Origin of the sequence: Kosakonia sp. YIM B13588 (genome assembly GCF_042788165.1) — a bacterium.
GTDB lineage: Bacteria > Pseudomonadota > Gammaproteobacteria > Enterobacterales > Enterobacteriaceae > Kosakonia > Kosakonia sacchari.
Genome location: NZ_JBHZPO010000006.1, coordinates 203,516 through 223,472 on the forward strand (window position 1 = coordinate 203,516; position 19,957 = coordinate 223,472).

General features: G+C 54.4%; 19 protein-coding genes. 10 read left to right on the forward strand and 9 right to left on the reverse strand.

Annotated features, from left to right (window positions below):
- Nucleotides 1-81 precede the first annotated feature (81 nt).
- The 5 genes from ACFX4U_RS12935 to ACFX4U_RS12955 all read right to left on the reverse strand — a co-directional run bounded on the left by ACFX4U_RS12935 (nucleotide 82) and on the right by ACFX4U_RS12955 (nucleotide 6,093).
- On the reverse strand, nucleotides 82-1,638 hold the full coding sequence (locus ACFX4U_RS12935) for a cyclic di-GMP phosphodiesterase (protein WP_313506646.1): 1,557 nt from the start codon (nucleotides 1,636-1,638) through the stop codon (nucleotides 82-84).
- A 158-nt stretch (nucleotides 1,639-1,796) separates the two neighbouring features.
- Nucleotides 1,797-2,360 (reverse strand): bifunctional murein DD-endopeptidase/murein LD-carboxypeptidase, encoded by a 564-nt coding sequence (mepS, locus tag ACFX4U_RS12940; RefSeq protein ID WP_017458539.1) that lies wholly within the window; start codon nucleotides 2,358-2,360, stop codon nucleotides 1,797-1,799.
- Nucleotides 2,361-2,783: 423 nt separating this feature from the next.
- Nucleotides 2,784-3,485: a phosphatase PAP2 family protein gene (locus ACFX4U_RS12945; protein WP_313506647.1), complete on the reverse strand. Its 702-nt coding sequence runs from the start codon at nucleotides 3,483-3,485 to the stop codon at nucleotides 2,784-2,786.
- A gap of 40 nt (nucleotides 3,486-3,525) precedes the next feature.
- Complete coding sequence (locus ACFX4U_RS12950; RefSeq protein WP_313506648.1) at nucleotides 3,526-4,506, reverse strand: GTP-binding protein; 981 nt, start codon at nucleotides 4,504-4,506, stop codon at nucleotides 3,526-3,528.
- Nucleotides 4,507-4,626: 120 nt separating this feature from the next.
- A complete protein-coding gene (locus ACFX4U_RS12955; protein ID WP_313506649.1) occupies nucleotides 4,627-6,093 on the reverse strand; it encodes a fructuronate reductase in 1,467 nt (488 codons plus the stop codon).
- 206 nt (nucleotides 6,094-6,299) lie between these two features.
- Between ACFX4U_RS12955 and uxuA the strand changes: the two genes are divergently transcribed.
- Nucleotides 6,300-7,490, forward strand: a complete 1,191-nt coding sequence (gene uxuA / locus ACFX4U_RS12960; protein ID WP_313506650.1) for a mannonate dehydratase — start codon at nucleotides 6,300-6,302, stop codon at nucleotides 7,488-7,490.
- A 66-nt stretch (nucleotides 7,491-7,556) separates the two neighbouring features.
- On the opposite strand, the gene yeiP is transcribed toward uxuA, so the two are convergent.
- The gene (gene yeiP, locus ACFX4U_RS12965; RefSeq protein WP_313506651.1) at nucleotides 7,557-8,129 is read right to left on the reverse strand and encodes an elongation factor P-like protein YeiP; all 573 of its coding nucleotides are present in this window, start codon (nucleotides 8,127-8,129) and stop codon (nucleotides 7,557-7,559) included.
- Between the two features lie 163 nt (nucleotides 8,130-8,292).
- Between yeiP and ACFX4U_RS12970 the strand changes: the two genes are divergently transcribed.
- A complete protein-coding gene (locus tag ACFX4U_RS12970) occupies nucleotides 8,293-8,547 on the forward strand; it encodes a YkgJ family cysteine cluster protein (protein WP_017458533.1) in 255 nt (84 codons plus the stop codon).
- On the opposite strand, the gene setB is transcribed toward ACFX4U_RS12970, so the two are convergent.
- A complete protein-coding gene (gene setB / locus ACFX4U_RS12975) occupies nucleotides 8,544-9,725 on the reverse strand; it encodes a sugar efflux transporter SetB (RefSeq protein ID WP_313506652.1) in 1,182 nt (393 codons plus the stop codon). The two genes, ACFX4U_RS12970 and setB, sit on opposite strands and share 4 nt — an antisense overlap.
- A 363-nt stretch (nucleotides 9,726-10,088) precedes the next feature.
- Between setB and fruB the strand changes: the two genes are divergently transcribed.
- The 3 genes from fruB to fruA are packed head-to-tail and all read left to right on the forward strand — an operon-like array spanning nucleotide 10,089 to nucleotide 13,866.
- Entirely contained in the window at nucleotides 10,089-11,219 is a 1,131-nt protein-coding gene (gene fruB, locus ACFX4U_RS12980) for a fused PTS fructose transporter subunit IIA/HPr protein (RefSeq protein WP_313506653.1), read from the forward strand.
- The gene (fruK, locus tag ACFX4U_RS12985) at nucleotides 11,220-12,158 is read left to right on the forward strand and encodes a 1-phosphofructokinase (protein WP_017458530.1); all 939 of its coding nucleotides are present in this window, start codon (nucleotides 11,220-11,222) and stop codon (nucleotides 12,156-12,158) included.
- Between the two features lie 16 nt (nucleotides 12,159-12,174).
- Nucleotides 12,175-13,866: a PTS fructose transporter subunit IIBC gene (gene fruA, locus ACFX4U_RS12990; RefSeq protein WP_305735502.1), complete on the forward strand. Its 1,692-nt coding sequence runs from the start codon at nucleotides 12,175-12,177 to the stop codon at nucleotides 13,864-13,866.
- Between the two features lie 50 nt (nucleotides 13,867-13,916).
- Here fruA and nfo read toward each other — a convergent pair whose 3' ends face one another.
- The gene (nfo, locus tag ACFX4U_RS12995; RefSeq protein ID WP_305735503.1) at nucleotides 13,917-14,774 is read right to left on the reverse strand and encodes a deoxyribonuclease IV; all 858 of its coding nucleotides are present in this window, start codon (nucleotides 14,772-14,774) and stop codon (nucleotides 13,917-13,919) included.
- 71 nt (nucleotides 14,775-14,845) lie between these two features.
- Nucleotides 14,846-15,895 carry a YeiH family putative sulfate export transporter gene (locus ACFX4U_RS13000; RefSeq protein WP_313506654.1) on the reverse strand — a complete coding sequence of 350 codons (1,050 nt, stop codon included), beginning with the start codon at nucleotides 15,893-15,895 and terminating at the stop codon, nucleotides 14,846-14,848.
- 101 nt (nucleotides 15,896-15,996) lie between these two features.
- Between ACFX4U_RS13000 and yieE the strand changes: the two genes are divergently transcribed.
- The 5 genes from yieE to ACFX4U_RS13025 all read left to right on the forward strand — a co-directional run bounded on the left by yieE (nucleotide 15,997) and on the right by ACFX4U_RS13025 (nucleotide 19,868).
- The gene (gene yieE, locus ACFX4U_RS13005) at nucleotides 15,997-16,863 is read left to right on the forward strand and encodes a DNA-binding transcriptional regulator YeiE (RefSeq protein WP_200550397.1); all 867 of its coding nucleotides are present in this window, start codon (nucleotides 15,997-15,999) and stop codon (nucleotides 16,861-16,863) included.
- A gap of 182 nt (nucleotides 16,864-17,045) precedes the next feature.
- Nucleotides 17,046-17,825 carry a transporter substrate-binding domain-containing protein gene (locus ACFX4U_RS13010; RefSeq protein ID WP_313506891.1) on the forward strand — a complete coding sequence of 260 codons (780 nt, stop codon included), beginning with the start codon at nucleotides 17,046-17,048 and terminating at the stop codon, nucleotides 17,823-17,825.
- A gap of 3 nt (nucleotides 17,826-17,828) precedes the next feature.
- Complete coding sequence (locus ACFX4U_RS13015; protein ID WP_313506655.1) at nucleotides 17,829-18,494, forward strand: amino acid ABC transporter permease; 666 nt, start codon at nucleotides 17,829-17,831, stop codon at nucleotides 18,492-18,494.
- Nucleotides 18,494-19,150, forward strand: coding sequence for an amino acid ABC transporter permease (locus ACFX4U_RS13020; protein ID WP_017459776.1), 657 nt, complete (start codon nucleotides 18,494-18,496; stop codon nucleotides 19,148-19,150). Before ACFX4U_RS13015 ends, ACFX4U_RS13020 begins: the two co-directional genes overlap by 1 nt.
- On the forward strand, nucleotides 19,131-19,868 hold the full coding sequence (locus ACFX4U_RS13025; protein ID WP_313506657.1) for an amino acid ABC transporter ATP-binding protein: 738 nt from the start codon (nucleotides 19,131-19,133) through the stop codon (nucleotides 19,866-19,868). Before ACFX4U_RS13020 ends, ACFX4U_RS13025 begins: the two co-directional genes overlap by 20 nt.
- The last annotated feature ends 89 nt before the right edge of the window (nucleotides 19,869-19,957 follow it).

Here is a 19,957-nt window from a genome sequence, read left to right on the forward strand (position 1 = left end):
TTGACCTGCAACGCGACAGGCTCGCTAACTACTTATCACTGAATAATAAGGGAGGCCTGGTCTGATGTGAAATTATTCACGCTAAAGCATTGTGGTGAACTCTGGCGGATGCCATGCGACAAATTGCTCCAGCGTCAGCGGTCGGCTGAAGAAATAGCCTTGCATATAATGAATGCCGTGTTCGCGTAGCCACCTGGCTTGTTCTGGCGTTTCGACACCTTCGGCAACCGTAAGCATATTTAACCGCTTGGCCAGCGTGAGGACAGCGTCGAGCACCGGCGATGTCACGGTTTCTGTGCCGATGGCGTTAACGAAACCACGGTCGATTTTCAGATAATCAAGCGTAAAACGTTCCAGATAGATCAATGCACTGTGTCCGGTACCAAAATCGTCGATAGCGATTTCATAACCTTCGTTGCGCAGCGAATCAAACAGTTTGGTCACTTCCGTATAGCGCAGCATATCCCGCTCGGTAATTTCCAGTACGATGCTGAAATGGTGCGGGGGCAGGGAGTGAGCGAAGCCGCGGATGTCGTCAAGGAAATTGGCGGCATGCAAATGGCCAGGCGCGATATTAACGCCCATTTTTGCGCCCGGCGGGAGCAGTGTTTGTAATACCGGCGCATCACGAGCAATGAGATCAAACAGATGCAATGTCAGCGGCACAATAAGCTGCTGCGCTTCGGCAAAGTGAATAAAAGCGTCAGGCGATATTTCTCCTGCGGTGGGATGCCGCCAGCGCATCAGCACTTCGATACCCGTCACTTTTAAATCTTTCGCGCCGATAACGGGCTGATAAACGACATAAAACTGGTCGCGCTTAATCGCGGTGAGGATCTCTCTGCCGGGGCGCAATTGCGTATTAAGAATGAAAGCGCTCAGCAATGCTGCCAGCATGCCAAAGGTGGCTCCCAGCAGTGCGGCGAATTGTATATCTTCCGGACGCCACTTTTCTGCGTAGAGATAAAGTGTGATTGGCGAACCTTCAATCCGGGTGGTCAGAAAAGGGGACTGAGGCATATTGCTCAGATTAATAAGCCCGCTGGAAAACGTGGAGACAGCCTGATCGCCAATACCCAGCGCGATGCCGGTTAAATCCGGCAACTGCGAGGTGTAAAGCCTGTAGGGTGTCAGATTGATATTCAGCGTAGCGAATACGCCCCGATGATCGAGTAATGGGCTGCGAAACCAGAGCGCAATGGCGGGTTTATCCGGCATCATCGGTGTTCCGGGTAAAAACACCATATCGCTGGTTTTATCGAGATCGATTTCCGGTACCAGATCTTTCATCGCAAGGCTCATCTCGCCGGTGGCCGAGGAGCAAAAGGCGTAGCGATCTTTCACCAGTAAAAAAGCGCGCACGTTCATGCTGAAGGCGGCGCGGGAAGTAAGCTCGCTGGTGACGGCGTGGCAATTATTCAGCGTGAGTGGTTGGAGCGACTCGGCAGTGGCGCGGATATCGTTGAGATAGTCCGAAAGCCAGGACTGCATATTAGTCAGCAGCGTATCGTATCGGGCTTCCCGCCGTTGTTGTTCGAACCAAAACTGACAGCCACTCGCGATTAATGCTGAAAACAGACCGATAAGCAGACTGGTCAGCAAAATTTTTCGATTAACGGAAAAATGGCGGGTGAACATGGCGTTGGGCCCATTGTAGGTGCTCGGGGCGGCGTGGTAATAGAGTCGGACTATAACCTGAAAAGATTCGTATAGCATAACGCAGACATAAAAAAACACTGCCGGAGCAGTGTTTTTTTATACTTAACGCCAGCCAAGGGAAAACCGGCATTAAGCAATTAGCTGCGTGTCAGGATGCGTCGCGCTTCGTTGTAGCGCTTCTTCCAGTACGGCTCATCCATGCTTGAAATCATGACACCGTTACTGGTGGAAGCATGAACAAATTGGTTATTACCAATATAAATGCCAACGTGTCGGCCGGTCGAACCCGCGCGGAACAGAACTAAGTCGCCGGTGCGCAAACTGGTACGCGAGATGGACTTACCTGTTTCCTGCTGTTCCCAGGTGGAACGCGGAAGTTCTAAACCAAACTGTTCACGGAAGGTGCGCTGCACAAAGCCGGAACAATCAATGCCTTTTTTGGTGTCGCCGCCCAAACGGTAGCGAACGCCTTTCCAGTCAGCATATTGATCCATAATTCGGCCTTTTACGTCCAGATTACGAACCATATTTTCAAATTCATCCTGAGAGGCTTGCAGTGAAGAGTTGTCTTCGCCCACAGCAAGCGTCTCAGAATGCACGTTCTTTGCGGTATTTGTAGAACAAGCTGAAAGCAGAACCGCTACTGCAATCGCGGGTATCGCCCGCACGATATATCTCAAAATCGGCTGAGATTTGACCATGTTGCTTATTTTCCCTTGAAGTCCTTAACGATAAATATCGTTATAAAAAATGCCAACGCAGCGAGATTAATTATCTGAATGCATCGAGACAAATGCTCTGACGTAATTTTGTGGAAGAACGCACAAATTTACGCGCAATGAGAAAAAGAGCACTCTTTGCGACAAGACGAACCGAGGTTACCTGAACATCTTCGGCATGGCGAGCGGTTTTCTTTAATTTTTTATAAGAAATTATGATACAGAAAGTGAATTTTCAGGATTGAATAAAAAATAATCAATTTAGCTTAAATAGCGTGCAAATTGCTCTTTTATAGGCAGATTGGCGTGACGAGAAAATGACAAAATTAGGGAAAAGCCGGGATTACGCATCAGGAATCGAAAACGATTCCTGATGAATGCGTGTTATTGATAATCGAAAGTTGTTTAAATTTTGTTATTTCCGGGCAGGAAATGATCAAAGGCAGAAATAATTTTGTCGCTAAGTGGTGTTAGCAAACACCACGGCAGGCCGATCAAAACAGCTGAAAGAGAACCGATAGCAATATCAGTAAACCAGTGTGCGCCAATCATCACGCGCGGGAAGGCGAAAACCACAAAAATAATAAGGGCAACCCCAAACGCTTTTCGGCCAAAATATCGCCACATTACACCAGCAAAAATAAGCAGCATCATGCCGTGATCGCCAGGGAAGCTGTCTTTCGAGGCGTCTTTGGTGGGGAAGTCGAGCAAATCGCTAACCCGGTGAATATCGCTAAAAAACAGCGACGGGCTGGCGCGTTTGACGGGCATCAGATGCTGCGCCAGTTGATTAATCACCACGGCTATCAGCAGCATTGTCAGGCCAGTCATCAGAATACGGCGTCGGCCGGTCGCATCCTCTTTTAACCAGAAAGAGAGCATTAAACAGCCCATCGCCACCAGCGAGCAGGCGTCAAAGGCGCGGTTATTGGTTAGCGCCACCAGCCACAAATAAGCGCGGTTTTCCACCAGACCCTGGTTGAAAAAATGGAACATTGCGGCGTCCAGCGGAAACCAAAAACCGTGGTTAGCGGGTAAGTACCAGGAAATAAATAGCGCCAGTCCTGCGGCGTTCAACTGTAAAATGAGCGGTAAACGAGTTTTCATTACGAGTCTATTTTCAATTAACACGGCGGCAACGTTAGTGTTACTGACTTAAACGAAGCTTCAACAAAGCGGACTGAAGTGTGTTCCAGTCTGCCTCCGAGGCGGTGATAAGCTCAATGCGGCTGTCCGGCGGCGCGACGTTTTGCGTTTCGATATGCAGATCCTGCCCCTGGCGGTTAACGCGCAACAATCCTTCCGGAATGCGCATCACCCCTTTAACCCGTTCAACCGGCGCAAGCCGCGCCCACTCCAGCAAACCGATAGTGTCAAACACCGTCTCTTCATCAAAAATCCAGCCGCAGGCATGATGGCCCTGACCGCTGTTAAGGTTGCGGCGCCAGCGCTGGTGTGCCGGCAAGCTTAATGCCGCGAGACCTTTCTTCTCGTCATGAGCATGGTTATGCGCGGCACTTGAAGGCAGCTCACGCAGGTTACGGCGAGGAAGATCAAGCAGTGCACCGTCAATTACGCCCTGGGTCGCGCTAACCTGTAAGCGATCGCCACCAAACTCGGCCCACCACGTCTCCAGTGCTTGCTGGCTCTGCGGCGTGGCGCGATCCTGTTTATTAGCGACAACGATATCCGCCGCCGCTAACTGGTCACGAAAGTTTTCGTTGGTAAGTGCTTTTTCATCCAGTAACTGGCGGGGATCGAGCAAGCAGAGCGTTGCGCGCAGGTCTATCCACGGCTCATACACCGGCGCGGTGAGCATATCGAGGATCTGTTTTGGATGACCCAACCCGGTCGGTTCAATCAGCAAGCGGTCAGGTTTCCCCTGGCGCAGCAGCGTATTGAGACCCACCTGCATCGGCAGGCCATTCACGCAGCACATACAGCCGCCCGGGATCTCTTTAAGCAGCGCACCGCTGTCAGCCAGCAGCGCGCCATCAATGCCGACTTCACCAAATTCATTCACCAGCACGGCCCATTTTTCCTGCGGGTCTTTATTGGCCAGCAAATGCAAAATCGATGTGGTTTTGCCGCTTCCGAGAAAGCCGGTGATAAGGTTGGTTTTGGTCACAAGTTCTCCAGGCGTCAACGAAATCTAAGGGTGACTGACGATCCTGGCGAAAAAAGTGCGAAAAGAGAAGGGCGCGGACGGCGTAAAAGCACTAACCGTCCGCTTAAGTAGCAGAAATCGTTAATTATCGAGTGCGCGCTTCACCGCCGCATGCGCACCTTCGGTGCTGAGCGTCTCCCAGGCGTGATTAATGGCATTAACGAATGTCGGGTCTTGCGGCAGATCGCTACCGAAAATCTCTTTTAGCGCCAATAGTGCCGTTACGCGTTCATCGACACTGCTTGTTTCCACAATCGCGTGAATTTTATCCGCCAGCGGATCGCGAATATCAATGCTGTTACCGGCGTCATCCACACCGCTGACATAGCGCATCCAGCCCGCAATACCCAGCGCTAACAGCGGCCACGGCGTTTCGCGTTGCAAATGTACCCGAACGCCGTCCAGCATACGCTGCGGCAGCTTCTGGCTGCCATCCATGGCGATTTGCCAGGTGCGGTGCTTCAGCGCCGGGTTAGAAAAACGATCGATCAAACTATCGGCATAGGCGATGAGATCAACGCCGGTAATGCGCAGCGTCGGAGCTTGTTCCTGGAGCATCAGGCGGCGCACCGCCGTGCGGAAGACGGCATCCTGCATGCAATCACTAATATGCGCGAAGCCTGCCAGGTAGCCGAGATACGCCAGAAAAGAGTGGCTGCCATTGAGCATGCGTAACTTCATCTGCTCCCACGGCTGCACATCCTGCACCAGTTGTACGCCGGCCACTTCCCATTCGGGACGTCCGGCGACGAAATTATCCTCGATTACCCACTGAATGAACGGCTCACAACTGATGGCGCACGGATCAAATACGCCCAGCGCTTCGCCAATTTCCGCCAGTGATTCATCTGTTGCCGCCGGAACAATGCGGTCTACCATGGTGGCCGGAAAGCTCACATTCTCCTCTATCCACTGCGCCAGTTCCGGTGAGCGGGTTTGCGCCATTCCGAGTACGGCATTTTTTACAATATGGCCATTGTTGGGAATATTATCGCAGGAGAGCACGGTAAAGGGCGGCAGCCCGCGTTCACGTCGGCGGGAGAGCGATTCAACCAGAATCCCCGGCGCTGAGTGCGGTTCGCCCGGATACTGGAGATCGTGTGCAATGCGCGGCTGCTGCAGATCCAGTTTGCCGCTGGCAGGATCGATGCAATAGCCTTTTTCGGTAATGGTCAGAGAAACAATCGCCACCTGCGGTTCGCAAAACTTTTCAATAATGGCGGGCAGCGAATCAAGTTTCGCGTTCAGACATTCTTTCACCGCGCCAATAATTATCGGCTGGTTTCCGTCCGCCCCTTTTTCCAGCACGGTGTATAAATGCTCCTGCTCACGCAACTGGGACATGAGCACATCGCCGCTGAACAAGCTGATTTCACAGATCCCCCAGTCGCCACCCTGCGCGTTCAGCACCCGGTTGGTCAGCAGCGCCTGATGCGCGCGATGAAATGCGCCAAAACCAAAATGCACAATTCGCGAGCGCAGTTGTGTGCGGTCATACTGGGGTTGCTGTACGCTGGCGGGCAGCGTTACGGAGGCGATTGTCTTCATCTATATACACCTGATTAACCAATAATTAACAATGAGCAGTGTAAAGTTATATGACAGCAAAAAAAATTGGTATGCCGTAATTATCCGGGGAATGTGAGCTGGATCAATCATTGCTGTGGGAAGATTTGACCGCTGCAATTAAGCATGTATGGTAGTCGTCATATGTTTGTGTATATTGGTATAACAACTTTGTAGAGGGTAAGGCAATGGAACAAACCTGGCGTTGGTATGGACCGAACGATCTGGTATCGCTTGATGATGTGCGTCAGGCAGGCGCGACGGGCGTCGTGACCGCACTGCACCATATCCCGAACGGCCAGGTCTGGCCGGTAGACGAGATCAAAGCACGTCAGGCGCTGCTGGCGGAAAAAGGGCTGGTCTGGTCGGTGGTCGAAAGTATTCCGGTGCATGAAGATATTAAAACTCACACCGGGCAGTACGACACCTGGATTGCCAACTATCAGCAGAGCATCCGCAATCTGGCAGCCTGCGGCATTGATACCGTGTGCTACAACTTTATGCCGATCCTCGACTGGACGCGTACCGACCTGGAATATGAACTGCCGGATGGTTCCAAAGCGCTGCGTTTTGACCAGATTGCTTTTGCCGCGTTCGAGCTGCATATCCTGAAGCGCAAAGGCGCAGAAGCTGATTACAGCGAAGAAGAGCAGCGCCAGGCGCAGGCTTACTTCAACGCCATGACGGAAGCGGAAGTCGAAAAGCTGACGCGCAATATCATTGCTGGTCTGCCGGGCGCTGAAGAGGGGTATACCCTGGAACAGTTCCATGCGCGCCTTGCTGAATATGACGGTATCGACAAAGCGCAACTGCGTGAAAACATGGCCTATTTCCTGCGCGCTATCGTGCCGGTTGCGCAGGAAGTGGGTGTGCGTATGGCGGTTCACCCGGACGATCCGCCGCGTCCTATCCTCGGTCTGCCGCGTATCGTTTCTACTCTTGAAGATATGCAGTGGCTGAAAGAAGCGGTAGACAGCATCAATAACGGTTTCACCATGTGCACAGGTTCATACGGTGTGCGTGCAGATAACGACTTAGTGCGGATGATCGAGACGTTTGGCGATCGCATTCACTTTACGCACCTGCGTTCCACCTGCCGCGAAGATAACCCGAAAACGTTCCATGAAGCCGCGCATTTGCAGGGTGATGTGGATATGGTGTCGGTGGTTGCCGCCATTCTGACCGAAGAGCAGCGCCGCAAGAAAGCCGGTGATTTGCGCCCGATCCCGTTCCGCCCGGATCACGGCCACCAGATGCTTGACGATCTGCGTAAGAAAACCAACCCAGGCTATTCGGCGATTGGTCGCCTGAAAGGAATGGCGGAAGTGCGCGGCGTTGAGCTGGCGCTGAAGAAAACCTTGTTCCGCGATCTGTTGTAATTAGATTTATCGTCGGAAAATAAAAAGCCACTTCAATGAAGTGGCTTTTTTCATGCATCACGCTTATCAGTCGGCGCGGCCCATATAGCGGCGCTCTTCGATATGAATACGGATTTTCTCGCCGGTGGTCAGGTATTCCGGCACCTGAACAACCAGACCGGTGGCCAGGGTTGCCGGTTTGGTGCGCGAGCTGGCGGAAGCGCCTTTGATACCCGGTGCGGTTTCCACAATTTCCAGATCCACCGTCTGCGGCAGTTCGAGGGCCAGCAACTGGCCGTCCCACAGCAGAACCTGCATATCCGGCATACCGCCTTCCGGAATAAACAGCAGCTCTTCTTCAATCTGCTCTTTATTGAAGGTATACGGCGTGTAATCTTCTTTATCCATAAACACGTATTCGTTGCCGTCAACATAAGAGAAGTCGACAAAACGACGGTTCAGGGTCACGGTATCAAGGATATCGTCGCCTTTAAAACGCTCTTCCACTTTCAGCCCGGTACGGACATCGGAAAAACGCATTTTGTATAGCGTTGCCGCGCCACGGGCGCTCGGTGACTGAATATCAATATCTTTCACAATCAGCAGCTTGCCGTTGTAATTCAGCACCATACCTTTTTTAATTTCGTTCGCTCTTGGCATTGCAAGGGTCCTGTAAATTGAAAATAACAAAAATATCGCGACAAACTACTCGCGAGGGACTTTTCAGGCAAGTGGAATCGGAGAGTTTTGCGTTCACAGGGCAAAAGATGATAGCTTGCGCCCTGCACGCGCAGCCCCGCGCGCCTGAGAATAGAGAACGTTTATGGAATGCCGCCCGGACTGCGGAGCCTGCTGTACCGCCCCGTCCATCAGTAGCCCGATACCCGGCATGCCTGACGGGAAGCCCGCTAATACGCCCTGCGTTCAGCTCGACGCGCAAAAGCGCTGCAAAATCTTCGGCTCGCCGCTGCGCCCAAAAGTGTGCGCCGGGCTGCAACCGAGCCGTGACATGTGTGGCGCAAACCGCGAGCAGGCGATGGTTTATCTGCTCGATCTTGAGCAGCAAACCGCGCCTTAAATATCTTTTATCCGGCTCAGGCAAACCTGCGTAACCAGCGTCATCGCCAGCGCAATCCAGAACACTGCGTGATAACTCCAGATCTCTGCCACCACGCCAGCCAGCGAACCGGCGATGATCCAGCCGACGCGCGTGGTATTAGTATAAAGGGTGGTGGCTGAACCCGCCTGGCCAGGCATCAAATCCTGAAAATAGAGCATGCCAATCCCGGCGAGAATACCGATATAAACCGCGTTCAGCAGCTGCAAAGCAAGCAATACCACGGGCGTGTGCACCGTCAGCATACCCGCATAAAAGAAGATGCCCGCCACGGCGCTAACGCGCATCAGAAAGCGTTTGCCGAAACGCTTTGCGTAATACCCGGCAATTAGCATAGTGGGAATTTCCAGCCCGGCCGCAGTACCCATCATCACGCCGGCCAGTTTCTCCGGCAGATGCAGTTCATCAATAATGAACAGCGGCATATTAATAATATAAAGGCTGTTGGTGCCCCACATCAGCGTACAAATCACGAACAACAGCAGCGCATCGCGGCGGTGAGTACGCGGTGCTTCTAATACCGCCGATTTCAGCTTTGGCTCTTTACGCATGGTTGGCAGGAACAGCCACACCATTGCGCCGCAGACAATAAAGGCTGCCGCCGCGCACAAATACATGGTGGAAAAACCAAAACCCATCGCCAGCGCGTAGGCCAGCGGCGGGCCAATCACCCACGCCAGGGAGACTTGCGCGCGCAGTATCGAACTGAACATCACGGCTTCACGCCCGGTGCGATCCGCATGCTCGCGCGCAAGGGCAAACATTTGCGGGTTCGCTGTTGAGCCGAAACTGCTGAGGAAAACCCCGACAAACAGCAAAACAAAGTAGTTACGGTTCCACGCGAACAGCACACAAGCCAGTACGCCGAGCAGGCAACAGAACACAATCAGCGTTTTGCGATCGCCTTTGCGGTCAGAGCGTCCGGCAAGAAACTGGCTCACCAGAATGCCTATCACCGCGCTGCCGGTAAAAAAGAAGCCCACCATCGCCGGGCGAACGTGTACTTCATTGGTTAAAAACAGGCTCAGCGTCGGTGTTTGTAGCGCACCGGCAATTCCCGTTAAAAAGGCGACAATCAGGAATGCCGTTGAGGTGAAATCAAAAGCGCCGGGGCGAGCAGCGGTGGGAGAATTTTGCATGTTAAATGAGATCCAATAGCGAGACGCGGAGTGTACGCCGTTGCATGAAAAAACACAGCCTGCTAAGTAAAATTTGCGACAAAAAATCCAAATCTCTTTCCGGGGTTTTTATTAGGGCTGACGAAAGCTGAAAGTGGATTGCTGAACAGAAAGTCTCCTTCAGCAAATTTGCCTCCCGCGCGGCCGAAATGTGCTGAACCTCAAAATTCTGCAACGTCAAATAAGAGAATTCTTGCTTACGGGGCAAAAAAAGTGAATGCTTCTTGAAACGTTTCAGCGTCATCGCGTTATGTCTGAACAACGGCGGTGACGCACTATTTCTCAACCTAGCTGAAACGATTCAAGTCAGCGAGAGAGGGTCACATGTTCCAGTTATCCGTTCAGGACATCCATCCAGGCCAGCAGGCCAGCAATAAAGAAGACGCTATCCGCCAGATTGCGGCGGCACTGGCAGCAGCAGGCAACGTCGCCGACGGTTACGTCGACGGTATGCTGGCGCGCGAAGGGCAAACGTCCACGTATCTTGGCAATGGTATTGCCATTCCGCACGGCACCACCGACACGCGCGATCAGGTGCTAAAAACCGGTGTGAAAGTCTTCCACTTCCCGCAGGGCATCCTCTGGAGCGAAGGACAAGTGGCGTATGTTGCCATTGGTATCGCCGCCAGCTCCGATGAACATCTCGGCCTGCTGCGTCAGCTGACGCATGTGCTGAGCGATGATTCCGTAGCCGCACAATTGCAGTCCGTCACCTCTGCTGAAGAGTTGCGTGCATTGCTGATGGGCGAAAAACAGAGCGCATCGCTCAAGCTGGATAATGAAACCTTAACGCTTGATGTTGCCGCCAGCGATCTGACGACGCTGCAAGCGCTGAACGCCGCGCGCCTGAAAGAAGTGGGTGCCGTTGACGCTGCGTATGTTACCCGCGCCATTAACGAGAAACCGCTGAATCTGGGTCAGGGCATTTGGCTGAACGACAGTGCTGAAGGCAACGTGCTGAGTGCTGTTGCGGTGAGCCGTGCAGCCACCCCGTTTGAGGTGGAAGGTGAGCGTGCGGCGCTGCTGGTCAGCGTTGCCATGACCGATGAACAGCCCGTCGCGGTACTCAAGCGTCTTAGCGATCTACTGCTTAACAATAAAGCCAACCTGCTGCTGAATGCCGACGCCGCCACGCTGCTGGCGTTGCTGAGCAGTGACGATGCGGTGGCGGAAGACCTGCTGAGCGAGGAGTTTGTCGTGCGTAACGAACACGGTTTGCACGCGCGTCCGGGCACCATGCTGGTCAACACCATCAAGCAATTTAACAGTGAAATTACCGTCACCAACCTTGATGGTACTGGCAAACCCGCGAATGGACGTAGTCTGATGAAAGTTGTTGCACTTGGCGTGAAGAAAGGACACCGCCTGCGTTTCACCGCGCAGGGTGATGATGCTGAACAGGCGCTGAAAGCGATTGGCGAAGCCATCGCTGCGGGTCTGGGGGAGGGCGCATAAATGAGCAGACGTGTCGCTACGATTACCCTTAATCCGGCCTATGATCTGGTGGGGTTCACCCCGGAAATTGAACGCGGCGAAGTTAACCTCGTGCGCACTACCGGCCTGCATGCTGCGGGTAAAGGGATCAACGTCGCAAAAGTGCTGAAAGACCTTGGTATTGACGTCACCGTGGGTGGCTTCCTCGGTAAAGATAACCAGGACGGCTTTCAGCAACTATTCAGCGAGCTGGGCATTGCCAACCGTTTTCAGGTGGTGCAGGGGCGTACCCGCATCAACGTGAAGCTGACGGAAAAAGATGGCGAAGTAACGGACTTTAACTTCTCCGGTTTTGAAGTCACCCCGGCTGACTGGGAACGCTTTGTTAACGATTCGCTGACCTGGCTTGGTCAGTTCGACATGGTTTGCGTGAGCGGTAGCCTGCCGTCTGGCGTCAGCCCGGAAGCCTTTACGGACTGGATGACGCGCCTGCGTAGCCAGTGCCCGTGCATTATCTTCGACAGCAGCCGCGACGCGCTGGTAGCCGGTCTGAAAGCCGCGCCGTGGCTGGTGAAACCGAACCGCCGTGAGCTGGAAATCTGGGCGGGCCGTAAATTACCAGACTTGAAGGACGTTATTGAAGCCGCTCATGCGCTTCGCGAACAGGGGATCGCCCATGTGGTGATTTCACTGGGCGCAGAAGGCGCGCTGTGGGTTAACGCTTCGGGCGAATGGATCGCCAAACCGCCGTCAATGGAAGTGGTAAGCACCGTTGGCGCAGGGGATTCAATGGTCGGTGGGCTGATTTATGGTCTGCTGATGCGTGAATCCAGTGAACATACATTACGCCTGGCCACCGCTGTTGCTGCACTGGCGGTAAGTCAGAGTAACGTAGGTATTACCGATCGTACCCAGTTAGCCGCGATGATGGCGCGAGTTGACTTAAAACCCTTCAACTAACAGCAGGAGAGGCATAATGAAAACGCTGCTGATAATCGACTCCGAACTCGGGCAGGCCCGCGCCTATATGGCGAAGACCTTGCTGGGCGCGGCGGCGCAGAAAGCAAATCTGCAATTTATTGATAACCCAGGCGAAGCGGAACTGGCTATCGTGCTGGGTAGCAAGCTGCCAGGCGACAGTGCGCTGGACGGGAAAAAGGTCTGGCTGGGCGATATCAATCGCGCAGTCGCCCACCCGGAACTGTTCCTGAGTGAAGCGAAAAACCATGCATCGGTGTATGTCGCGCCTGCTGCAACGGCGACAGCCGTGACCAGCAATGGCCCGAAACGCATTGTTGCGGTCACTGCCTGCCCGACAGGTGTAGCGCACACCTTTATGGCGGCGGAAGCTATCGAAACCGAAGCGAAAAAACGCGGCTGGTGGGTGAAAGTGGAAACCCGTGGCTCCGTGGGTGCCGGCAATGCCATCACTGCGGAAGAGGTTGCGCAGGCGGATCTGGTGGTGGTGGCCGCTGACATCGAAGTCGACCTGGCGAAATTTGCCGGTAAGCCGATGTACCGCACGACAACAGGCCTGGCGCTGAAGAAAACGGCACAGGAACTGGATAAAGCCGTCGCGGAAGCGAAGCCTTATCAGCCGTCGGGTAAACCCTCTGCTGATGCTGCTGAAGGTAAGACAGAGAGCGCGGGCGCATACCGTCACCTGCTGACGGGCGTTTCCTACATGCTGCCGATGGTGGTGGCGGGTGGTCTGTTAATTGCGCTCTCCTTCGCATTCGGTATTACCGCGTTTAAAGAAGAAGGTACGCTGGCGGCCGCGCTGATGAAAATCGGTGGTGGTTCAGCTTTTGCCCTGATGGTGCCAGTGCTGGCGGGCTTTATCGCGTTCTCCATCGCCGACCGTCCGGGTCTGACTCCGGGTCTTATCGGCGGTATGCTGGCGGTAAGTACCGGTTCGGGTTTTATCGGCGGTATCATTGCCGGTTTCCTCGCGGGCTACCTGGCGAAAGGCATCAGTAAAGGCCTGAAGCTGCCGCCGAGTATGGAAGCGCTGAAACCGATTCTGATCATTCCGCTGGTTTCCAGCCTGATTGTCGGTCTGGCGATGATTTACCTGATCGGTACGCCGGTGGCGAAAATCCTGGCGAGCCTGACTTCCTGGCTGCAAACCATGGGCACGGCTAACGCCGTCCTGCTGGGCGCAATCCTCGGTGGCATGATGTGTACCGACATGGGTGGCCCGGTCAACAAAGCGGCATACGCCTTTGGTGTGGGTCTGCTGAGTACGCAAACTTACGCACCGATGGCGGCGATTATGGCTGCCGGTATGGTGCCGCCGCTGGCGATGGGTCTGGCGACCATTGTTGCCCGCAACAAGTTCGACAAAGGTCAGCGTGAAGGTGGTAAAGCGGCGCTGGTACTGGGTCTGTGCTTTATCTCCGAAGGGGCTATCCCGTTCGCCGCCCGCGACCCGATGCGTGTTCTGCCGTGCTGTATCGCCGGCGGTGCGCTGACCGGTGCTATCTCCATGGCGATTGGCGCGAAACTGATGGCACCGCACGGTGGTCTGTTTGTGCTGCTGATCCCAGGCGCTATCACGCCGGTACTGGGCTACCTGCTCTCTATCGTCGCGGGTACGCTGCTGGCGGGGCTGGTGTATGCCTTCCTGAAACGGCCGGAAACAGAAGCCGTCGCGAAAGTAGCATAAAAAATTGCCGACACCCGGGAAATGAGAAGGGCCGCTTAGCGGCCCTTTTTTTATGCGGTGGCTTCAGCGGTTTGCTGCGCCTTCAGCCAGGCAATCTCTTCGGCCCAGATATCCGGATTAATGGTTTCCAGGATCATAGGAATGCCGTCGAAACGCGCATCGCGCATGATCCAACGAAACGCGTCATGTCCGATATTCCCTTCGCCAAGGCTGTGGTGGCGGTCAACGCGGCTACCAAAGGTACTTTTGGCATCATTCAGATGCATACCGCGCAGATACTGGAAACCAACCACACGCTCGAATTCCGCAAAGGTGTCTGCCGTGGCTTGTTCGGTGCGCAAATCATAGCCTGCGGCAAACGCATGGCAGGTATCAATGCACACACCGACGCGGGATTTATCTTCCACACCGTCAATAATCGCTGCCAGATGCTCGAACTTAAACCCCAGATTGCTGCCCTGACCAGCGGTGTTTTCAATCACTGCGGTGACGCCTTCGGTTTGCGCCAGCGCAATGTTGATGGATTCGGCAATTCGCGCCAGGCATTTATCTTCAGGGATCTGCATTAAGTGGCTACCCGGATGGAAGTTCAGCAAGCTCAGCCCCAGTTGCTGGCAACGGCTCAGCTCATCAATAAATGCTTCGCGAGATTTTTCCAGTGCATCAGCCACCGGGTGACCCAGGTTAATCAGGTAACTGTCGTGCGGCAGGATCTGACCGGGTGTGAAGTGGTATTTTTCGCAGGCGGCTTTGAATTCGTCGATGGTTTCCGGACTCAGCGGCGCGGCTCGCCACTGGCGCTGGTTTTTGGTAAACAGCGCAAAGGCGGTCGCGCCAATCTCAGCCGCGCGAATGGCGGCATTTGCCACGCCGCCGGAGGCGCTCACATGCGCACCAATGTATTTCATAAAAACTCCTGTTAAACCCGCCAGGGGAAAACGCCCATCATAGCGGGTCAACAGGGCAGAGATGTAGTGGTTTATGCCATCAGGTGATGAACTGCCAGGTTAATGGCACCGCCGCCGACAATCAGCCAGATAAACAGAATCAGCCCCATGACCAGCGGTTTTGCCCCGGCATTCTTCAGCGCACTGATGTGTGTGGTCAATCCTAGCGCCGCCATAGCCATCGCCAGCAGCAGCGTATCCAGCGTGTTCAGCATGTTCACCATCGATGCTGGCAGCAGATGAAACGAGTTAAACACCGCGACAGCCACAAAGCCCAGCGCAAACCACGGGATCGTCAGCTTGCTTTTTTCTGCGCCTTGCTGCGGGCTGAGCTGTTTGATACGTGCCGCCAGCAGCAGTAAAAACGGTGCCAGCATCATTACGCGCAACATTTTGGCAATCACTGCGGCATTTTCCGTTTCCGGGCTGATAGCGTGTCCGGCGGCAACCACTTGCGCCACTTCATGTACCGTTGAACCTACCCAAATGCCATAGGTTTCCGGGCTAAACCAGTGACCAACCAGCGGATAGAGTGCCGGGTAAATAAAAATCGCCAGCGTGCCGAAAATCACGACAGTGGCGACCGCAACGGTCACTTTACTTGCTTCCGCTTTGACCACCGGTTCGGTTGCCAGCACGGCCGCCGCGCCGCAAATACTGCTGCCTGCGCCAATGAGCCAGCTGGTTTTTTTATCCAGTCCGAACACTTTTTGCCCAAGAAAACAGGCCAGCAAAAAAGTACTGGATAGCGTCAGCACATCTATGGCGATTCCACTGACCCCAACATCGGCAATTTGCGAAAACGTCAGGCGAAAACCATAAAGAATGATCCCCAGTCGTAACAGGTGCTGTTTGGCGAACAGCACGCCGCTGTCGCAGCGGTGGTGCCATGTCGGGTAGAGTGTGTTGCCAAGCAACATGCCGATAAGAATGGCCAGCGTTAAGGCGCTCAGCCCAAGGCCGGCGACGGAAGGCATCGAGCCAAGCCATAATGCGGCGGCGGTAATCAGGCCGGTCAACAACAAGCCAGGAATAAAATGCCAGACCGGATGGCGTCGAGTCTGTAACGTGATTTCTGTCATAACCTTCTCCTTTCAATGGAGAAAAGGTTACGGCGAACTGGTTTAAAGGTAAAATTGATTATATATTTATAATCAATCTTTATAAGTGGTAAGTGACCTCTATGCATATAACGTTACGCCAGCTTGAAGTGTTTGCTGAAGTGCTGAAAAGCGGCTCCACCACTCAGGCTTCGCAGCGGCTGGCGCTCTCGCAATCGGCGGTTAGTGCGGCGCTGACCGACCTTGAAGGCCAGTTGGGTGTGCAATTGTTCGATCGTGTTGGTAAAAGGCTGGTGGTGAATGAGCACGGGCGTTTGCTATATCCCCGCGCGTTGGCAGCGCTCGAACAGGCAACAGAAATCGAGCAACTGTTTCGTGAAGATAACGGCGCTATCCGCGTCTTCGCCAGTAGCACGATTGGTAATTACATCCTGCCGGAGGTGATTGCCCACTACCGCCGTGATTTCCCCGATCTGCCGCTGGAACTGAGCGTGGGTAACAGCCAGGATGTGATCAACGCGGTCGCGGATTTCCGCGTTGATATCGGTTTAATTGAAGGCCCGTGCCACACGGCGGAAATTATCGCCGAGCCGTGGCTGGAAGATGAATTGGTGGTGTTTGCTCCGCCGTCATCCCCGCTGCTGCAAGGGCGCGTAACGCTGGAGCAACTCGCTGCAGCGCCGTGGATCCTGCGCGAACGCGGCTCCGGCACGCGCGAAATCGTCGACTATTTACTACTCTCGCATCTGCCGCAGTTTCACCTGGGCATGGAGCTTGGCAACTCAGAAGCCATTAAGCACGCGGTGCGTCACGGGTTGGGCATTAGCTGCCTGTCGCGGCGCGTCATTGCCGAACAACTGGAAACCGGCAGCTTAAAGGAAGTGCCGATTCCGCTGCCCCGTCTGGTGCGCACGCTGTGGCGTATCCACCATCGTCAGAAGCACCTCTCCAGCGCACTAAACCGCTTTATTCGCTACTGCGAGATTTGATTGCACCATCAGCAGGCGTCTGCACCGTTTTGGTGGTGCAGACGCAGCGCTGCAACCTTTGATTCATCCCTCAATCTCCCGCATGTCACGCTCCGCCAGAATATATCGTATTGGCACATTAGTTGCAGAAAGTGATTCAAAGAATCTTTTGTTTCATGAACGATGAGGTGTTGATGATGAAAATGTGGATGAAGGCCGCCGCGGTGGCGACAGTAATGATGGCATGTACCTCGCAGGCCATGGCGGATCAATTACAGGATATTCAAAAGCGCGGCGTATTGCGCGTGGCAGTACCGCAGGATTTCCCGCCGTTTGGCTCTGTCGGCACCGATCTCAAACCGCAGGGTTACGACATTGATATGGCCGAATACCTGGCAAAAGGGATGAAGGTGAAACTGCAACTGGTGCCCGTAACCAGCGCCAACCGCGTGCCGTATCTGCAAACGCATAAAGTTGACCTGGTAATTTCCAGCCTTGGCAAAAATGCGGAGCGCGAAAAAGTGATCGACTTCAGCCGTGCTTATGCGCCGTTCTTCCTTGGCGTGTTTGGCCCGAAAGAGGCCACAGTGACCGATGCGAAAGCGTTGAGCGGCAAATCCATCGGTGTTACCCGCGGTGCCGTGGAAGACATGGTGCTGAGCGATATCGCGCCGAAAGATGCCGATGTGAAGCGCTACGAAGATAACAACACCACGCTTTCTGCATATATGTCCGGCCAGGTGCAGTACCTTGCCACCGGGAACGTGGTGGTGGCGGCGATCGCACGGCAGAACCCACAAAAAGCGCCGGTCAGCCAGTTCATGCTGAAAGATTCGCCATGCTATATCGGGCTGATGAAAAACGAACCAGCGTTGAAAGCGGAAGTCGACAAACTGGTCGAGCAGGCGCTGAAAGAGGGCGAACTCAACAGCTTGTCACAGAAATGGATGCAGGCGCCGTTACCGGCCAACTTTGGCGCGTAACGCATGACGACGTCGCTTGATTTCGCCGCACTCTGGCCGTTCTGGCCGGAGCTGCTGGCAGGGCTTTGGACCACGGTGACCTTAACCACGCTGGCGACGGTTGGCGGTGTGACGATAGGCATCGTCGGTGCGGCGCTGCGTAGCGGTAAACCCGGCGTGATGAGTGCCATCTGGGGCGCGTATGTTGAGCTTATCCGCAACACGCCTTTTGTGGTGCAACTGTTCTTTATTGTTTTTGGTTTGCCGAGCCTCGGGCTGAAACTCACCGCCGGTGAAGCGGCGCTGATCGCCATGCTGGTTAACCTTGGTGCTTACAGCACTGAAATTATCCGTGCCGGGATCCAGGTAGCGCCGAAAGGGCAGTGGGAAGCCGCCCGCGTACTGGGGCTTAGCAAATCGCAAACCTTCTTACGGGTGATTTTGCCTCCCGCGCTGAAACGCATTTATCCGGCGCTGGTGAGTCAGTGCATTATCGTCATGCTGGGCTCTTCGGTGGTGTCGCAAGTCTCTTATGAAGAGTTGACCTTTATGGCCAACCTGATTCAGTCGCGCACGTTTTTAAGTTTTGAAGTCTATTTTGTCACCACGCTGCTGTACCTGATGCTGTCGCTGTTGATGCGCCAGTTACTGCTGGCAATTGGGCGCAAATGGCTGGGGAGCGAGAGCTGATGAGTACGTTTACCGACTGGGATATTCTGCGCAACCTGCTGCTGGCGGCGCGCTGGACGGTGCTGCTGTCGCTGATCGCCTTTGTCTGCGGCACGCTGGTGACGCTGCCGCTGCTGGTGTTGCGCATTAGCCGCTGGCGTTTACCAAAACGTTTTATCAGCGCCTATGCCGCGCTATTTCAGGGCACACCGCTGTTGATGCAACTGTTCCTGGCTTTTTTTGGCCTTGCGCTGTTTGGTATTGACGTCAGCGCATGGACGGCGGCGACGCTGGCGCTAACGCTGTTTACCAGTGCCTTCCTGCTTGATATCTGGTACGGCAGCATCAAAGCCTTGCCAAAAGGGCAGTGGGAAGCCTGTCGTTGTCTGGGACTGAGTTTTGGTCAAACGCTGTTTCGCGTGATTGCGCCGCAGGCCATTCGAATCGCCATTGCGCCGACGGTGGGCTTTTCCGTGCAGGTGATTAAAGGCACGGCGCTGGCGTCGATTATCGGTTTTGTCGAACTCACCAAAGCCGGCACCATGCTCAACAACGTCACCTTTGCACCGTTCAAAGTGTTCGGTCTGGTGGCGTTAGGCTACTTCCTGCTGTGTTATCCGCTGTCGCGCTACAGCCGTTATCTGGAGAAGAAATTCCATGCCGCTCATCACCATTAATGAAGTGCAGAAATATTATGGCGACAACCATGTGCTGAAGGGCGTTAGCCTCGACATTGAAATGGGCGAAGTGGTGTCGATTATTGGCCGCAGCGGTTCGGGCAAAAGCACCTTACTGCGCTGCATGAACGGGCTGGAAGGCTACCAGGATGGCAGCATCAAACTGGGCGGCATGACGGTAACAGACCGGGAATCGCAGGCGCGTGAAATCAGCCGCTCAGTGGGGATGGTATTCCAGAGCTTTAATCTGTTCCCGCATATGACGGCGCTGGAAAACGTCATGCTGGCGCCGCGCCGGGTGCTGAAACTGCCTGCCGATGAATGCCGTCGGCTGGCTATTGAGATGCTGGAGAAAGTGGGGCTCGGCGAGCGTGTCGACTACTATCCAGCCAATCTTTCCGGCGGCCAGCAGCAGCGCGTGGCGATTGCCCGTGCGCTGGCGATGAAACCGAAAGTGCTGCTGTGCGATGAAATCACCTCGGCACTGGATCCAGAGCTGGTCGGTGAAGTGCTGCGCGTGCTGGAGCAGCTTGCCCGCGAGGGGATGACGTTGATTCTGGTGACCCACGAAATGAATTTTGCGCGCGAAGTGGGCGACCGCGTGGTGTTTATGCATCAGGGAAAAGTCTGGGAGCAGGGTGACAGCAAGCACTTTTTCACGCAGCCGAAAACACCGGAACTGCAGCAGTTTATCGCCTCGGTACGCGGTCTGAATTAATCTTTCTGCTCCCGCATCCGCGCGGGAGCCTGTTTACCGCCTCGCAACATCGTTCATTCACTGCTTTACTTATAATCCGTTGCCGATCA

Coding starts and splice junctions, on each gene's coding strand:
- ACFX4U_RS12955 (WP_313506649.1), bottom strand. CDS start 6,093: ATGAAGACAATCGCCTCCGTAACGCTGCCCGCCAGCGTACAGCAACCC.
- yieE (WP_200550397.1), top strand. CDS start 15,997: ATGCATATAACGTTACGCCAGCTTGAAGTGTTTGCTGAAGTGCTGAAA.
- fruB (WP_313506653.1), top strand. CDS start 10,089: ATGTTCCAGTTATCCGTTCAGGACATCCATCCAGGCCAGCAGGCCAGC.
- uxuA (WP_313506650.1), top strand. CDS start 6,300: ATGGAACAAACCTGGCGTTGGTATGGACCGAACGATCTGGTATCGCTT.
- mepS (WP_017458539.1), bottom strand. CDS start 2,360: ATGGTCAAATCTCAGCCGATTTTGAGATATATCGTGCGGGCGATACCC.
- yeiP (WP_313506651.1), bottom strand. CDS start 8,129: ATGCCAAGAGCGAACGAAATTAAAAAAGGTATGGTGCTGAATTACAAC.
- nfo (WP_305735503.1), bottom strand. CDS start 14,774: ATGAAATACATTGGTGCGCATGTGAGCGCCTCCGGCGGCGTGGCAAAT.
- setB (WP_313506652.1), bottom strand. CDS start 9,725: ATGCAAAATTCTCCCACCGCTGCTCGCCCCGGCGCTTTTGATTTCACC.
- ACFX4U_RS13020 (WP_017459776.1), top strand. CDS start 18,494: ATGAGTACGTTTACCGACTGGGATATTCTGCGCAACCTGCTGCTGGCG.
- fruA (WP_305735502.1), top strand. CDS start 12,175: ATGAAAACGCTGCTGATAATCGACTCCGAACTCGGGCAGGCCCGCGCC.
- ACFX4U_RS12945 (WP_313506647.1), bottom strand. CDS start 3,485: ATGAAAACTCGTTTACCGCTCATTTTACAGTTGAACGCCGCAGGACTG.
- ACFX4U_RS12935 (WP_313506646.1), bottom strand. CDS start 1,638: ATGTTCACCCGCCATTTTTCCGTTAATCGAAAAATTTTGCTGACCAGT.
- ACFX4U_RS13010 (WP_313506891.1), top strand. CDS start 17,046: ATGTGGATGAAGGCCGCCGCGGTGGCGACAGTAATGATGGCATGTACC.
- ACFX4U_RS13025 (WP_313506657.1), top strand. CDS start 19,131: ATGCCGCTCATCACCATTAATGAAGTGCAGAAATATTATGGCGACAAC.
- ACFX4U_RS13015 (WP_313506655.1), top strand. CDS start 17,829: ATGACGACGTCGCTTGATTTCGCCGCACTCTGGCCGTTCTGGCCGGAG.
- fruK (WP_017458530.1), top strand. CDS start 11,220: ATGAGCAGACGTGTCGCTACGATTACCCTTAATCCGGCCTATGATCTG.
- ACFX4U_RS13000 (WP_313506654.1), bottom strand. CDS start 15,895: ATGACAGAAATCACGTTACAGACTCGACGCCATCCGGTCTGGCATTTT.
- ACFX4U_RS12970 (WP_017458533.1), top strand. CDS start 8,293: ATGGAATGCCGCCCGGACTGCGGAGCCTGCTGTACCGCCCCGTCCATC.